This is a genomic window from Romboutsia weinsteinii, assembly GCF_002250835.2.
Taxonomy (GTDB): Bacteria; Bacillota; Clostridia; order Peptostreptococcales; family Peptostreptococcaceae; genus Romboutsia_A; species Romboutsia_A weinsteinii.
In genome coordinates this window covers 24,679-40,600 of sequence record NZ_NOJY02000028.1, presented here as the reverse complement: position 1 = coordinate 40,600, position 15,922 = coordinate 24,679, and the positions used below count along the sequence as shown (strand labels likewise).

At 29.2% G+C, this 15,922-nt stretch carries 17 protein-coding genes and 2 tRNA genes; 16 read left to right on the top strand and 3 right to left on the bottom strand.

Translation table 11 applies throughout. The features are described from left to right. The 5 genes from CHL78_RS13790 to CHL78_RS13770 form a co-directional block, all read left to right on the top strand. The coding region (locus CHL78_RS13790) for an FtsX-like permease family protein (RefSeq protein WP_147295825.1) at positions 1 to 692 on the top strand (692 nt) is incomplete at its 5' end. A gap of 10 nt (positions 693 to 702) precedes the next feature. Further along, on the top strand, positions 703 to 1,380 hold the full coding sequence (locus CHL78_RS13785) for an ATP-binding cassette domain-containing protein (RefSeq protein ID WP_094368836.1): 678 nt from the start codon (positions 703 to 705) through the stop codon (positions 1,378 to 1,380). Positions 1,381 to 1,541: 161 nt separating this feature from the next. Beyond that, positions 1,542 to 2,057 carry a superoxide dismutase family protein gene (locus tag CHL78_RS13780; RefSeq protein ID WP_094368835.1) on the top strand — a complete coding sequence of 172 codons (516 nt, stop codon included), beginning with the start codon at positions 1,542 to 1,544 and terminating at the stop codon, positions 2,055 to 2,057. Between the two features lie 147 nt (positions 2,058 to 2,204). Next, positions 2,205 to 2,293: transfer RNA gene (locus CHL78_RS13775), tRNA-Ser, on the top strand. A gap of 3 nt (positions 2,294 to 2,296) precedes the next feature. Next, positions 2,297 to 2,372: transfer RNA gene (locus CHL78_RS13770), tRNA-Phe, on the top strand. A gap of 108 nt (positions 2,373 to 2,480) precedes the next feature. On the opposite strand, the gene CHL78_RS13765 is transcribed toward CHL78_RS13770, so the two are convergent. Further along, a complete protein-coding gene (locus CHL78_RS13765; RefSeq protein WP_094368834.1) occupies positions 2,481 to 2,807 on the bottom strand; it encodes a hypothetical protein in 327 nt (108 codons plus the stop codon). A 313-nt stretch (positions 2,808 to 3,120) separates the two neighbouring features. Between CHL78_RS13765 and CHL78_RS13760 the strand changes: the two genes are divergently transcribed. The 4 genes from CHL78_RS13760 (at position 3,121) to CHL78_RS13745 (ending at position 6,821) form a co-directional block, all read left to right on the top strand. Then, on the top strand, positions 3,121 to 3,810 hold the full coding sequence (locus CHL78_RS13760) for a response regulator transcription factor (RefSeq protein WP_094368833.1): 690 nt from the start codon (positions 3,121 to 3,123) through the stop codon (positions 3,808 to 3,810). A 92-nt stretch (positions 3,811 to 3,902) separates the two neighbouring features. Further along, positions 3,903 to 4,826 carry an ABC transporter ATP-binding protein gene (locus CHL78_RS13755; protein WP_094368832.1) on the top strand — a complete coding sequence of 308 codons (924 nt, stop codon included), beginning with the start codon at positions 3,903 to 3,905 and terminating at the stop codon, positions 4,824 to 4,826. Continuing rightward, complete coding sequence (locus CHL78_RS13750) at positions 4,819 to 5,703, top strand: ABC transporter permease subunit (RefSeq protein WP_094368831.1); 885 nt, start codon at positions 4,819 to 4,821, stop codon at positions 5,701 to 5,703. Before CHL78_RS13755 ends, CHL78_RS13750 begins: the two co-directional genes overlap by 8 nt. Positions 5,704 to 5,987: 284 nt before the next feature. After that, complete coding sequence (locus CHL78_RS13745) at positions 5,988 to 6,821, top strand: sensor histidine kinase (RefSeq protein ID WP_094368830.1); 834 nt, start codon at positions 5,988 to 5,990, stop codon at positions 6,819 to 6,821. A 112-nt stretch (positions 6,822 to 6,933) separates the two neighbouring features. On the opposite strand, the gene CHL78_RS13740 is transcribed toward CHL78_RS13745, so the two are convergent. Continuing rightward, positions 6,934 to 7,584 carry a glycosyltransferase gene (locus CHL78_RS13740; RefSeq protein WP_094368829.1) on the bottom strand — a complete coding sequence of 217 codons (651 nt, stop codon included), beginning with the start codon at positions 7,582 to 7,584 and terminating at the stop codon, positions 6,934 to 6,936. Positions 7,585 to 7,840: 256 nt separating this feature from the next. Between CHL78_RS13740 and CHL78_RS13735 the strand changes: the two genes are divergently transcribed. Genes CHL78_RS13735 through CHL78_RS13725 form a run of 3 tightly spaced genes read left to right on the top strand, consistent with a single transcriptional unit; the run spans position 7,841 to position 11,581 of the window. Next, positions 7,841 to 9,928: a molybdopterin oxidoreductase family protein gene (locus CHL78_RS13735; RefSeq protein ID WP_094368828.1), complete on the top strand. Its 2,088-nt coding sequence runs from the start codon at positions 7,841 to 7,843 to the stop codon at positions 9,926 to 9,928. Positions 9,929 to 9,941: 13 nt separating this feature from the next. Beyond that, a complete protein-coding gene (locus tag CHL78_RS13730; RefSeq protein ID WP_094368827.1) occupies positions 9,942 to 10,355 on the top strand; it encodes a 4Fe-4S dicluster domain-containing protein in 414 nt (137 codons plus the stop codon). Continuing rightward, positions 10,355 to 11,581 carry an NAD(P)/FAD-dependent oxidoreductase gene (locus CHL78_RS13725; RefSeq protein ID WP_094368826.1) on the top strand — a complete coding sequence of 409 codons (1,227 nt, stop codon included), beginning with the start codon at positions 10,355 to 10,357 and terminating at the stop codon, positions 11,579 to 11,581. Before CHL78_RS13730 ends, CHL78_RS13725 begins: the two co-directional genes overlap by 1 nt. Before the next feature lie 27 nt (positions 11,582 to 11,608). Here the strand turns inward: CHL78_RS13725 and CHL78_RS13720 are convergent, their stop codons facing one another. Beyond that, positions 11,609 to 12,586 (bottom strand): TDT family transporter, encoded by a 978-nt coding sequence (locus tag CHL78_RS13720; RefSeq protein WP_094368825.1) that lies wholly within the window; start codon positions 12,584 to 12,586, stop codon positions 11,609 to 11,611. Positions 12,587 to 12,759: 173 nt separating this feature from the next. Between CHL78_RS13720 and mobB the strand changes: the two genes are divergently transcribed. The 4 genes from mobB (at position 12,760) to CHL78_RS13700 (ending at position 15,918) form a co-directional block, all read left to right on the top strand. Next, positions 12,760 to 13,260: a molybdopterin-guanine dinucleotide biosynthesis protein B gene (gene mobB / locus CHL78_RS13715; protein WP_094368824.1), complete on the top strand. Its 501-nt coding sequence runs from the start codon at positions 12,760 to 12,762 to the stop codon at positions 13,258 to 13,260. Between the two features lie 2 nt (positions 13,261 to 13,262). After that, positions 13,263 to 14,468, top strand: a complete 1,206-nt coding sequence (locus tag CHL78_RS13710; RefSeq protein WP_094368823.1) for a molybdopterin molybdotransferase MoeA — start codon at positions 13,263 to 13,265, stop codon at positions 14,466 to 14,468. 11 nt (positions 14,469 to 14,479) lie between these two features. Beyond that, a complete protein-coding gene (gene mobA / locus CHL78_RS13705; protein WP_094368822.1) occupies positions 14,480 to 15,034 on the top strand; it encodes a molybdenum cofactor guanylyltransferase in 555 nt (184 codons plus the stop codon). 188 nt (positions 15,035 to 15,222) lie between these two features. Beyond that, a complete protein-coding gene (locus CHL78_RS13700; RefSeq protein WP_094368821.1) occupies positions 15,223 to 15,918 on the top strand; it encodes a response regulator transcription factor in 696 nt (231 codons plus the stop codon). Positions 15,919 to 15,922 lie beyond the last annotated feature (4 nt).

Genomic DNA, 15,922 nt, shown 5'->3' with positions numbered 1-15,922 from the left:
CCTTAGCAGAATTTGAGAATATATCTAGATTTGACGAACCTACAATATATACAAATGCTCAATTTATATTAAGAAACTCGAAAAGTAGAGAGAAGTTTGAGAGTGAGTTAAGGAGCAAAGGGCTTAAAGATATATATAAAGTAACTATAAATGAAAGCGAATATAATAAAGTAGTATCTCCTGTGGAACAGATAACAACAATATCATTTGTTTCAATGTATGTAATTTTGATAACTGGAACAATATTATTAACTATGATTTCTATTTTATCACTTAAAGATATAAAATATGAGATAGGAGTACTTCGTGCTATTGGAATATCAAAGTTTAAAGTAGCACAAGGATATTTATATGAAGGGATTATAATTACAATAATATGTTTGATTCTAGGGATGGGAATAGCATCAGTATCGGCACAGCCTATATATAATGAAATTTTTAAAAATCAAATACAGATTACACAAAAAATAGACGAACAACCTATAGTTGAAGATATGCCACCGGGTAATTTTAGAAATGTTGATAATGATAATTCACAAAAAGAAATAAAAAGCATAAAGCTTATATTAACACAAGAGTCTATATTAAAAACTATTGTAATTTCAATTTTTTTGAGTTTGATTATAAGTATGGTTGCTATATACAATGCTATAATATATAAACCAATACAGATAATTTTTGATAGAAATTAGGTGAAATAAGATGACAGTACTTAGATTGATAGATGTAAAATATAAGTATGAGGGTAGCAATAGATATACATTAAAAGACATTAATATTGAATTTGAACTAGGAAAGGTATATTCTATTTTAGGTAGGTCAGGTTCTGGTAAAAGTACATTACTATCAATATTATCTGGATTGGATAATTGTACTACAGGTAGTATATTTTACAAGGATGAAGCATTGAGTAATATTAATAAAGATCTGTATAGAACTAATAACCTAGGTATTGTATTTAAGGAAAATAATCTTATAAACAATGCAAGTTCATTAGATAATATTATTTTAGCAATGGGGGAATTTTCTAGAGAAAATAAACATAAAAAAGAAATAATCTATGACTTGTTAAGAAGCTTTGATATTGATGAAGTAAAAATAAAAACCAAAGTAGATAAACTATCTGATTATGAGAAAAAGAAAATATCAATTGCAAGATCTTTAATAAATAATCCGGAAATAATAATAGTTGATGAACCCATAGAAGGTCTAGATGAAGAAGAAGTAAAATATATAATGGAAAAGTTATCTGATTTAGCAAGAAGTAACAATAAGTGTGTAATTATATTTTCTAGTTCTGACAAAATTACTTCGTATAGTGATGAAATATGGGGCATGGTTAATGGGAAAGTGATATTTGTAAAGGAAGCAAATGATTAGTTTGAATAAGTTATTTCATATAATATAGAGTTAATTAGTAAAAGGACTAGAGGAAAGCTAGTCCTTTTTTATGTATAAATATTTATATTTAACATTATATACAATAAAGTCATAATATATCTTATGGAATAAATATATAAATTATTAAAGGGAGGATAAAAATGGATAATTCTTGTCCTAAGTATGATATTCAAAAAATATTTTCAATGTATGACCCATCTAGAGCAACAGGATATGCAAAGCTAAAAGGTGGACCACTTGCACCTTGTATCAGAGGGGATATATTTTTATATCAATTAGAAGATGGTGTTTATATAAAAGCATATATTACAGGCATACCAAATATTAATAATCAATCTAGTTCTTTTCATGGATTTCATATCCATGAAGTTGGAGATTGTTCGGTGGGGGATAATAATAACCCATTTACAGCAGCAAAATCTCATTATAATCCTACTAATGCTGAACATCCTATGCATGCAGGAGATTTACCACCAATATTATCATCAAATGGAATAGGTATATTATCTGTATATACAAATAGATTTACTGTAGATGATGTTATAGGCAAATCTTTTATACTTCATCAAGGATATGATGATTTTACATCGCAGCCAGCGGGAAATGCAGGTGCTAGGCTTGCTTGTGGAGTAATTATTTCTTATTTAAATAGATAGTATAATTAGTAAAGATGGACTCTTATATATTGAGTTCATTTTTATTGGGATTTTTAGGCCTAATTAATAAAAAATTTATAAAATATGGTAAAAAACTGTTGAAATATAAAAGAAAAATGTGGTATATTAAATGAGTAGAAAAATTAAGGAGAGGTGTCCGAGTGGTTTAAGGAGCTGGTCTTGAAAACCAGTGATGCTTAACGGCACCGTGGGTTCGAATCCCACCCTCTCCGCCATAAGCCCAGATAGCTCAGTCGGTAGAGCAGGGGACTGAAAATCCCCGTGTCGGTGGTTCGATTCCGCCTCTGGGCACCAGTTAAACTCTTAGATTATCTAAGAGTTTTTTTATTTCAAAAATAAGATAGTCAAGGTTAGTATATAACTCCTTAGCTATCTTATTTTTTATAATTTATGAGAATATTATTAACAAACTACTCTTGTAGAAGTAAGGAAAGAGAATACAGAAGTACGATCTACACACTCACCCCATATTCTTTCATATATACTATTTATATCATTACCAATAAAGCGAGCAGCTTCATATACACCACAGATATTATTATAAGTTGCTACAACGTGAAATAAATTACAGTTACAGTTATCTTGATAAAGCTGTAGACCTAGGTAATATCCTGGATAATTTCTTAGTAAATATTCATTAAGTTCTCTTGAAAAATCTATATATGAACATTCAAAGCCTTGAACAACAACAATTTTATTTACATTATAAAATACATTATCAGCACACATATTATACACCTCTTTGATGAAGTTATTTTGTTACATATTATAATATGTAATACTTAAAATATTGTTGAATAATATAGTTGAAATTTATTATAATTTATTATAATTTGTAAAAATAGGTTAGAAATGATTAGAAGTATAAGTATTTATTCCTTATGTATGGTAATAAATGCTATGATATTCTTATAGAAGAACGTCAAAGTACACATTTTTTATTGAAGTAAATAAATAGATTTTAGATTTTAAAAATAAAAAAATATATGCTTAAGTATATTTAATATATGTTGGAATGAATACAGATAGGGGGCGTAAATATATGCAAGAATCATTTAATATATTAGTGGTGGAGGATGACTTAGATATAAATGGATTGCTGTGCAATATACTAAAAAGAAATGGATACAACGTAAGAGCAGCATATTCAGGTACAGAAGCAAAGATGTGTATGGAATATTATGACTATGATTTAGTACTACTAGATCTTATGTTGCCAGGGATTGATGGAGAAAGTATTATAGATAGAGTTAGACAAGATAAGTTTATGCCTATAATTGTTATTTCAGCTAAGACAGATTCAGAAGAAAAGATAAATGCATTAAAGTTAGGAGCAGATGACTATATAACAAAACCATTTAATATAAATGAGGTACTAGCAAGGGTAGAGGTACAACTTAGAAGATATACTAAGTTTTCATTAAATCATGAAAATGATAAGTTATGCCATAAGAATATTAGACTAAATAAAGATAGTAGGCAAGTATTCATAAATAATGAGGAAGCATTTCTAACACTAAGGGAGTTTTCGATATTAGAGTTACTAATGAGTAATAAGAATAGGGTTTTTACAAGAGAAAATTTATTTGAATCTATTTGGGAGAATGAATTTATAGGTGATTATAATACGGTTAATGTTCATGTTAGTAATTTACGATCGAAGTTAGCTAAGCTAGATAAAGAAGAATATATTCAAACAGTATGGGGGATAGGATTTAAATTGAAAGGCTAAATTTAAACTTAACACTTTCTTAATATTTTCTTTAAAGTATCTTACAATCTATTAACTACAATAGAATTATAAGATATGGGGAGGTAAATCAAATGCAAGATGTAGTACTTAAAACACATAAATTAACTAAAGTTTATGGGAAACAGATTATTAATAATGACATAAGTATAACTATAAGAAAAGGTGAAATATATGGTCTTATAGGTAAGAATGGAGCTGGTAAAACTACGCTAATTCGTATGATTACAGGACTAGCTCATAAGAGTAGTGGAGAAATAGAGTTATTTGGAAAATCTGGACATATTGAATTAGATAGAGCAAGAACTATGATTGGGAGCTTAATAGAGATGCCTGCATTTTATGGAGATATGACAGCAAGGGAAAATTTAGAGGTATCAAGATTAGTTAGAAATATAGCTGGAGAAAAATATATAGATGAGGTTCTAGAACTAGTGGGTCTTCATAATACAGGGAAGAAAAAGGTTAAAAACTTTTCGTTAGGAATGAAACAACGTTTAGGAATTGCAAATGCATTATTAGGCAATCCAAGGATTCTTATTTTAGATGAGCCTATAAATGGACTAGACCCAATGGGGATAGTAGAGATAAGGGATTTATTAATAAAGGTCAATAAAGAAAAAGATGTGACTATATTAATATCAAGTCACATCTTAGGAGAGCTTTCTGAGATAGCAACAAGCTATGGTTTTATAAATAATGGTGAATTAATAAAAGAAATAAGCGCTAAAGAACTAGAGGAAAGCTGTAAACAATATATTGAATTAGAGGCAGATGATATAACTAAAGTAGTTACTATACTTGAAAGAGAAATTAAAGATGTAAGTTACGAAGTATTACCTAATAATAAAATGAAAATATTTAATAATCTAGAAAAGGTAGGATATATAAATTATATTATTTCTACAAATGGAGTAATTGTAGAAAAAATAGGATTGAATACCAATAGCTTAGAAGGATATTTTATGGATATTATAGGGGGTACACAACATGCTTAGAATGATTAAGGCAGAAGTATATAAATTAATAAAGAGTAAAGCATTTATAATATTGTGTGGAGTTGCAGTTGGGTTAGTTATACTCATAGCTTCATTTTCATCTTTTATGACTGAGGACAGATATTTTGACACGTTAGGAGATATACCTCAGGAAGAGAAGTATAAATTAGCAGAGGAGATGAAGACATCATCACAAGATGGTCCGATCGTTGTACCAGGTCAATTAGGATTTAATACAAATGGTACAAAAGATCCTCTTAATGTTACGCCTGTAGAAGTATTCCATATATCTTTTGGAGTTGGTGTGGTAGAGATATTAATATCAGTATTAGTAGCATCTATGTTCGCAAAAGAATATTCTGCAGGCACTTTAAAAAATACTTTAGCTTATGGCAAAAAAAGAGAGCAGTTTTATATATCAAAGCTAATAGCAATACTTATAGGAGTAGCTATAATAGTGTCTATATTGGTCATAACTCCAACTATTATTACAATTTTTTCTAAAGATTGGATTGGCCAATTTAAGTTCACTCACTTAATAGAAATTATTAGAACTTTTGCAGGGGCGATGATACTGTATACAGCAATAGCATCAATACTAATGTTAATTGTAACTATGGTAAAAAGTAATGGAGCAACAATAGCTATAAGTGTTTTACTATTTATATTTGTGCCAACGTTTTTAGCGTTTAATTATGGTAGATATGATTGGTTTGATAAGTTGTATGAACTAACAATATTCTATAATACTTCATTAGCTACGGCTATAAAGGCTAGCTCTACAGATGTTCTAAGGGCTTCAGTTGTAGGAATATGTACATTATTAGTTGCTTTGTTAGCGGGAATATCAATTTTTAAAAAGCAAGATATAAAATAGATAATATTATATTTATAGTTTAAACTGCTTTGTGATTAAGGCTAGAGTCTTTAAAATGAGACTATAGCCTTAGTTTATTTATAGATACATAGTATTAACATTAGTATTTGAACTTCAAATTTATTAATTTTAACTATAATATATAGATAAAATTAAATATTAGGTGTTTAATATAAGAGAACAAGTAATTACATAAGAACAAAGATAGACAGGGGGGATGAAGTATTATAGTAAATATAGTTCTTCTAATAATAATAACTTTATTAATTTTTACAATAATATCTATGAAAAAAAAGTTAAGAAATATTGGGGAGGATATTAAGGAAAGCCGTAAAGAATATGTAAATATTCGAACAGATACTATAGACAAAGACATAGAATTTGTTGTATCGCAAATAAATTCTATATATGATGAAAACCAGCAGATAAAGATAAAAAGTAAAACTCAAGAAGAAGAACTAAAAAGAAGTATTTCAAATATATCTCATGATTTAAGGACACCACTTACATCGATTGTGGGGTATTTGCAGTTAATAAAGGATGAATCTATATCTAATGAAGAAAAATTGGAGTATATTGAAATAATACAAAGAAGAACAAAGAACTTAGAAGATTTAATATCAAATTTTTATGACTTATCTAGATTAGAAGCAAATGACTATAAGTTTAGTTTAGAAAAGGTTAATTTGAAAAGTATATTATCTGAGAATATAGTATTATTTTATGATGAATTTATTAAACAAGATATTGATCCTAATATAGATATGGAAGATGATATAGATGATATATTTACGGATAAAAGCGCCATTATGAGAGTATTTTCTAATTTAATCAACAATATGTTAAAGCATGGTCAAGGTAATGTTAAGATATCATTGAGAAATGATGTAAATATTATAGTATCAGAATTTATTAACTATGCACCCAGCTTAAAAGAAGATGATGTAGATAAAATTTTTGAAAGATTTTATATAGGAGATAAATCTAGAAGTAGCAACAGTACAGGTATCGGACTTAGTATAACAAAATCTTTAGTTAATAAGTTAGGTCATGAAATAGAATCAAGTTTAATCAATGGTAATCTGATAATAACTATAAGATGGAGAAAAGGTATATAATAGAATAAGGATATTAAATAACATACCAAATAAGTGATATTATTATTAGAAATTGAAAATACCCGAATATAAGTGATTTTATATAAAATAGCTTGTATTCGGGTATAGTTATTTATTTGAATTTTTGTGGGAATTGCTTAATTATACCATCAACAAGAATATCAGCGAACATAATCATATGATCTTCACCTTTATCATATGCATCAATATCTGCCTTCCAATCCTTATTTAACCTAGCAGTTACTTGCTCTGTAATGAAATCTAAATGTTTATATAGCATATCTTTTAAGACTTGATTAGAATAATTAGGGTTAGCAGAGCTTAAAAATGCAGCTATTTGATCCGCGTTATCATGCCACAACTTATTATATTTTTCGAGGTCACTTTTATTTCCATTTTTAGCAGCATCAACAACTTGTGCAGCAATCTGTATGTGTTCTCTTAAAAGAGTAGCTAGCTTATTTCCAGCTTCTTCACCATAATAAGGTTTAATGGAATTTCCTATATCATCTTGGTTTTTTAGAAGTCTTTCTGCTACAGAACCCTTATCTTCAAGCGAAGCTAAAGCACTAGTAATATAACTTCTAGTCCATGAAACATGATCTATCCAAAGTCTTCTTTCTGCCATTCTCAAATCACATATAGCTTTGTTACAAGATACACCCTTAAAGTATGTACTTTCTAGAGCTTGGGATTTAAATGGAATCATAACCAAAGCTAATAAAAATAATGATAATAATGAATTTTTTATTATTTTATTCATTGATATATACTCCCTTCATCATCAAAATTCGAATATAGTTTGTTCAAAGTTATACATATGTATACTGTTAATAGATAGGAACACAATATATTAAACATTAATTATAAATATTGTCATAAAATATAAATAACTTTGTTAAAAATGTGACTAAAATCACAGTGTAAAAAGCAATTACATTATAAAATATAATAAAGACAATAATGATGAAATCCCAATATATAGCATTACTAATTTACGAAGTGGAGATGTAAAACATATGAAAAAAACACAATCAACTTGTAACTTATGTGCACTAGCATGTAATCTAGATTTTTATGTAGAAAACAATGAAATAGCTAAGGTTATGCCGACTAAAGCCTATCCAGTCAACAAAGGATTTTGTTGTATAAAGGGATTAAACTTAGATAAACAGCAAACTAAAATCAAAGCAAGAAAAAGACCTCTCTTAAGAGATGAAAGTGGAAAAATGGAAGAGATATCTTGGGAAGAAGGTTGCAAAAAATTTGCTAAAAAAATGACAGATATACAAGCGCAATATGGTAAAGAAGCAGTAGCTTTTATAAGTACAGGACAAATGCCAACAGAAGATATGGCGTTATTAGGACATGTAGGAAGAAACTATATGGGAATTAATGGTGATGGAAATACAAGGCTCTGTATGGCAACATCAGTTGTTGCACATAAGCAAAGTTTTGGGTTTGATGCACCTCCATATACATTAAATGATGCTGAGCTTTCAGATACAATAATATTTATTGGATCAAATCCAGTAATAGCTCACCCAGTATTTTGGGGACGTGTTAGAGAGAATAAAAATGCAAAAATAATAACAATAGATCCAAGAAGATCTGAAACAGCTGCAAACTCGCATATATGGATAGATATAAAGCCTAAGGCAGACTTAGTTTTAATATATACATTATCTAATATTTTAATAGAAAAAGGTTGGATAGATAGAAATTATATAGAAAATAATACTGAAGGATTTGAAGAGTTTAAAGATCATGTCAAGAAGTTTACTATAGAAGATGTATATAAAAATACAGGCATATCTAAAGAAAGAGTTTTAGAATTGGCTCAAATCATACACGAAGGAAAAAGAGTGTCATTTTGGTGGACAATGGGAGTTAATCAAGGATACCAAGCAGTTAGAACTGCTCAATCTATAATAAACCTTGCTTTAATAACTGGAAATATAGGTAGACCAGGAACGGGAGCAAACTCACTTACAGGTCAATGTAATGCTATGGGATCAAGAGCATTTAGTAATACTGCAGGACTTTATGGTGGTGGAGAATATGACAATCCAGTTCGAAGAAAGGCAGTAGCTGAAGCTCTAGAGATTGATGAAAATCTGCTTCCAACTAAACCAACAATACCATATAACGCAATAATAGAAAGAATAATATCAGGAGAAATAAAAGGTCTATGGGTAATATGTACAAATCCAAGACACTCGTGGGCTAACAACCAAGAGTTTGAAGAGGCAGTTAAAAATCTCGATTTCTTTGTAGTTCAAGATATATATGAAGATACAGACAGTGCAAAACTTTGTGACTTATTTTTACCATCAGTACCAGCTATAAAAAAAGAAGGTACTATGATAAATACAGAGCGTAGAATATCAAAAGTAAATCCTGTACTTAAAAAAGATGAATATGAAAGAACTGATTATGAAATATTTTTCGATATAGGTAAGAAGCTTGGTATGGGAAATCTGTTAGATAAATGGAAGACACCAAAAGATGCATTTGAACTATTAAAAAAATGTTCTAAAGGAATGCCTTGTGATATAACTGGAGTAACTTACGAAATGTTAGAGTCTGAAGATGGAGAAGATTCAAAGGGAGTGCAATGGCCATTCAGAGAAGGTGAAGTTTTAGAAGAAGATGAAAGAAGGCTTTATGAAGACAATAAATACTATACTCCTAGTAAAAAAGCAAAAATACACTTTGAAGATATAGCTGAAAATCCAGTACAAGCAACTAAAGAATTACCATATATACTTAATACAGGAAGAGGGACTGTAGGTCAATGGCACACACAAGTTAGATCTAGAGAAATTGATATTGTAAACAGAATAAATCAAAAAGAATCTTATGTGTTTATGAATCCACAGTTAGCTGAAGAATTAAGTATAGTAGAGAATGAAAGAATTAAAATTAAATCACAAAATGGACTATGTAGTAAGTTTACTGTTATTTTGTCTGATGATGTTAAGAAAGATCAGTTATATGCACCGATTCATTATATAGAAACTAATAAATTAACACCTTCTATATATGACCCATACTCAAAAGAGCCATCATATAAGACAGTACCAGTAAATATCATTAAGAACTAGAAAGGGGGATATTATGAAGAGGATTAATATTGATAGAAGAAAGTGTGTTGGATGTTTAACTTGCACAACTGCATGTATAGTATCTCATAATAGTGAAGATACAAGAAGTAGAATAACAATTGATAGTGATTCAAAATATGCTCCTATCTTTTGCAGACACTGTGATAGACCAGAATGTGTTTATACTTGTATGACTGGCGCTATGAGTAAAGATAAAAATACCGGGTTAGTAAATTATGATAAAGATAAATGTGCTAGCTGTTATATGTGCATAATGGCATGTCCTTATGGAGTACTAAAGGCAGATAGCAAAATTCATAAGGAAATAATGAAATGTGATGGATGTAAAGATCATCCATCGGCTACACCTCAATGCGTAGAAAGATGCCCAATGAAGGCGATCACACTAGAGGAGGTAAAAAAATAATGAAATATATAGTTATAGGAGCGTCTGCTTCAGGGATAAGTGGAGCAAAAACATTAAGAGAATTAGACAAGGATGCAGAGATAACACTAGTATCTAAAGATGAATATGTTTACTCTAGATGTATATTACACCATTATATTTCAGGGCATAGGGATATAGAGAAACTTAATTTTGCTGACAAAGATTTTTTTGAAGATAATAATATAAATTGGATAAAAGGTGTATGTGTTAATTCATTAAATGATAGAGAAAAATATATAGAATTATCAAATGGAGAAACTCTATTCTATGATAAGTTACTAATATGTAGTGGCGCATCTGCATTTATACCTCCAGTTGAAGGATTAAGAGAAGCTAATAATGTAGTTGGTCTTAGAAATTTAGAAGATGCTATTTTAATAAAAGAGCAAGTCAAAAATATTAAAAATGCAGTAGTACTTGGAGCAGGTCTTGTAGGTATAGATGCATTAAGTGGATTATTAGATTATGATATAAATGTATCTTTAGTAGAGATGGGAGATAAAATCTTACCTCTTCAACTAGATGATTATACATCGAAGGTTTATCAAGATAAATTTGAGGAACTTGGGGTAGATTTAAAGTTGGGCGTAAAAGCAGAGAAACTGATTTTAGACGAAAATAATAATCCTAAGGCTTTACTAATAAATACTGGTGAAGAAATACCATGCGAGTTAGTAGTGGTAGCAACTGGAGTAAGATCTAACACTGGATTTTTAGAAAATACTAACATTGAATTTGATAAATTTGGATTAATTATAGATACAAAGGGTAGAACAAATATTGAAGACGTATATGGAGCAGGAGATGTAACTGGCAGAAATCCTATATGGCCTACAGCTGTTAAGGAGGGGATAATTGCAGCTAATAATATGATAGGTTATGATATGGAGATGACTGATTTCTTTGGAAGTAAAAATACTATGAACTTTGTTAAGATAGCTACTATGTCTCTTGGATTGACAGAGCCGAAAGATGATACTTATAATGTAGAGATAGATATCGACGGAAATAATTACAAAAAACTTATACATAGAGATGGAAAAATCTATGGAAGTATAATACAAGGGGACTTATCTTATGCAGGGGTATTAACTCAACTTATAAGAGAAAATATTGATATATCAAAGGTAAAGAAGAATATATTTGATATAGACTATTCAGATTTCTTTAATATAGAGCAAAACTTTGAATTTAGCTATAAATAGAAAAAGTAAGGGCATTGGCCCTTACTTTTAATTAATATTTAAATTAGTTTCTAGCTTTTCAGTTTTGAATATATTGATAAACATCTTAGTGAAATTGTAAACCACAAATAATATACCTGCACAAGCTATTACAACTTCAATTGCCCCAAACTCTCTAAGTATAAGAGCAAAGTTTGCTTGTCCTATACTATCCATAAAAGCAGCCATTTTAAATGTTGCTAGAGTAGATATAGCAAGTGGGAATGTTATACCAGCAAAAGTAGGTATAAATTTCATCTTAAATATCTTAGGGAATCTTGAATACATGTATATTGTCATTACAAATACTATTGAATATAAGAATAAAGTGAAATATATATTAGGATGCGCAAATAATGTTAAGTAAGCAACAATGCAAAGGCTAGGAGGTGCAGCCATTATAGCCAGCGTTGGATAAGGTGCATCAGCCACAGGTTTCGTACATAATCTATATATCATAAATGGTAGTATTATGAAATATGCACTACACGCAAAGTAGAAGATGAATTTCACTAGTGTTGGCTCGTTCATAGCTGGGCTAGTTATTACAGAAACTATAATACCAACATATGCAACCCAAAATGGTGGTAAGAACTTTCCATATTCAAATTCTTTAATTAAGTTATTATAAGTAAATATTATTACAATTAAAGCGTTTAAAAACAGAGCAAATGACCATAGTGTTTTACCTAATGTGTAGTTGTACTGAACATAGTAAGTAGCCATTAGCATCATACTCATACAGAATGTTGGATATATACTTGCGAGTGCAGTATCATTGAGTTCTGCTGTTACTTGCTTTGGATATAGTACTAGTTTTGAAAAACCTGCAATAATTAATATTACACCAAAGTTTACAGAAATATGTCTTAGAGAATTAAAACCTAAGACTGAAAATACATTAGCTAAAGTTAGCACACTTAGTAGTGTAGCCATGACACCAATTGGTAGATTCTTTACCTTTTCTTTTAAAATAGAAATAATCATTAAATGCAAAACCTCCTAAGAAAAATTATATGTTATTTTTTTATCATATATTATATAGTAATTATAAATTAAAAATCAATAAATTTATGTGACGAAAGTCTCATATTATTGTATACATGATAAATTTTAAACAAAGATATTAGTTCAAATTATATAAATAAGGATGTATGAATATGGCAAAAGTAATTAATATAGTAGGAAGCGGATCAAATGTTGGAAAAACATTTTTAATACAAGGATTAATAAAGGAGCTACGAGGTAGAGGACTAAGTGTAGCAACTATTAAGCATGATATTCATGGATTTGACATAGATCAAAAGGGAAAGGATACATACAAACATAGACAAGCTGGAGCTGAAACTGTTATAATATCCTCAAAAAATAGACTTGCAATGATTAAAGAGCTTAAAGAAGAGACAGATCTACAAGATATTATATCTATGATTAAGGATAAAGATATTATTTTAGTAGAGGGATATAAAAAAAGTGATCTGAGAAAGATAGAGGTATTTAGAAGTAGTATAAGCGATAAAATAATATCTAAAGAAGAACACTTAATTGCTATAGCAAGTGATATAGGCATGAATATAGAAAATATACCAGTAATAGATAAAGAGGATTATGGATCATTAGCTGATTTAATAGAAAGAGAAAAAGATTACAACAAGGAGTAGCTATGAAGAGTCATATAAGTTTACAAGAGGCAATAGAAATACTAAATAATAATACACACTCTTTAGAAGTAGAAGAGATAGATTTAATTAAAGGAATAAATAGAACTATAGCTACTAATATATATTCTACAATTAATAATCCTCCATTTAATAAGTCTGCTATGGATGGATATGCAATAATAGCAAAAGATACAATGGATGCTAATATTAAATTTAAAGTAATAGATAAAATTTATGCAGGGCAAGGATCAAGAAAGATAGTTACAAACAGTACTGCAATTAAAATTATGACAGGATCACCTATTCCAAATGGAGCCAACGCTGTGATAAAGCAAGAAGATGTAGTTATAGATGGTGAATATATAAAAATAAATAAGATAATAAAATCAAATGAAAATGTATGTGCTGAGGGTGAAGATATAAAAATAGGAGATACTCTAGTAAAGAAAAATAAAAAACTTAACTATGCAGATATAGGTATTATAGCAAGTTCTGGAATTAACAAGATTAAGGTTTATAAAAACCCTAGTCTAGCATTTATAAGTACTGGTGACGAGGTTCTAGATATAGATGATAATCTTACATATGGAAAAATATATAATAGCAATAAGTACAGCATTCTTGGAAGGATACAAGAGTTAGGGTACGAAGTTAATCATGTGGAACATGCAAATGATAATAGTAAAAGCATAGGAGAACTCATAAAGAGTTTAGCCAAAGATACAGACTTAATAATTACTACAGGAGGAGCTTCTGTAGGAGAAAAAGATTTAATAAAAGAGGCAATCGATAGTGCTGGTGGAGAAAAATTATTTTGGAAGGTAATGATTAAGCCAGGGTCAGCAGTATTATGCAGTAAAATTAATAATACAATAGTAATTAGCCTTTCTGGAAACCCAGCGGCAGCACTTACTACATTTGAACTGTTAGTAAGAACTACACTTGAAAAAATTAGCGGTCAGGAAAATATTGAAATAAAAAGAGAAAAGGCTATACTTTTAGGTACGCTGAACAAAGAAAATCCACAAACTAGATTCTTAAGAGGTAAAACAGTTTACGAAGATGGAAAACAATATGCAGAAATTACGCAGATAAAAAGTGGAAATGGTATGCTAAGCTCTACTATTGATTCGAATTGTTTGATAGAAGTGGAGAAAGGGAGCAAAGGAGTAGAAGAGGGATCACTAATAAATATAATTAAATTTTAAGGAGAAAACTATTGATTAATAAAACATTAGCAATTTTGGCTGGTGGTCAAAGTAGCAGAATGAATTATAATAATAAAGCATTTTTAGACTACAGAGGAAAGTCTTTTATAGAGTATTTAATAAGTTTAGGTAAGGATTATAAAGAAGTTATAATTGTTGCTAACGACCAAGAGATTTATAAAAAGTTTAATGTAAGAGTTGTAAAAGACATGTATGTAGGAAATGGTCCTCTTTCAGGTATACATTCGGCACTAAAGAATGCCACAACAGACAAGGTACTATGTATTGCTTGTGATATGCCACTTATGAATGAAGAAATTATAAAAACTCTAGGAGAGTATAAAGGAGAGTATCAAGTTTTAGTACCTAAGGTAGACAACAGATTGCAACCATTATGTTCAATATACTCAAAGAGTATTATTGGAAATATTGAAGATAGTCTAAATAGGAATGAAAACAAGCTTCAAAGGTTAATAACTTCGTTGGAATATAAGATAATAGAAGGATTTTGTGATGAGAGCTTTAAAAATGTAAATACACCTGAGGAATATAGGTCTTTAGATTAGATGAAAAATTCATATTAAAAGTAGGCTAGATTAATATCTAGTCTATTTTTAATGTGAATCTAAAAATTTACTACTACTTAGTAGATTTGTTTATGAGTTGTCGAAAAAAAATTAACAAATAAAAATTAATAAATGGATAAAATTGCTATAATATATTTAGAAAAATATATAATTAGGGGAGAATACCAGTGAAAAAAATTTTAATAGTAGAGGATGATATTACGTTAAATAAGGGGATAATGTTGACCTTGCGCCAGAATGATATAACTATAAAACAAGCATTTAGTATAGCCGAGGCAAGTAATATACTTGAGTATGAGGAAATAGATCTTATATTATTAGATATAAATTTACCAGATGGAAATGGATTTGATTTTTGTAAAATAGTTAAAGAAAAATTTGATATACCTGTAATTTTTTTAACGGCATGTGATATGGAAATAGATATAGTAACTGGATTAGAACTAGGAGCAGATGATTATATAACAAAGCCATTTAGTTTAATGGTATTAAGAGCTAGGGTAATGGTAGCTCTTAGAAGGTTAGAAAATAAGCCTAAAAGTAGTAAGATATCAATTGGAGATATGACATTTAATTTTGAAAGCATGGATTTTATAAAATCCAATACAAGAATATGTTTAAGTAGGACAGAACAAAAACTATTAAAAATGTTAGTAGATCATAAGGGACAGGTACTGACTAGAGATCAGCTGATAGATAGAATATGGAGTGACGGTGGCGAATATGTAGATGAAAATGCCCTTACAGTGAATATAAAAAGATTGAGAGATAAGATAGAAGATGATAAATCTAAGCCATCATATATAAAAACAGTATATGGTATAGGATATATATTTAATGTTGGTGATAAAAATGAAAGATAGTAAT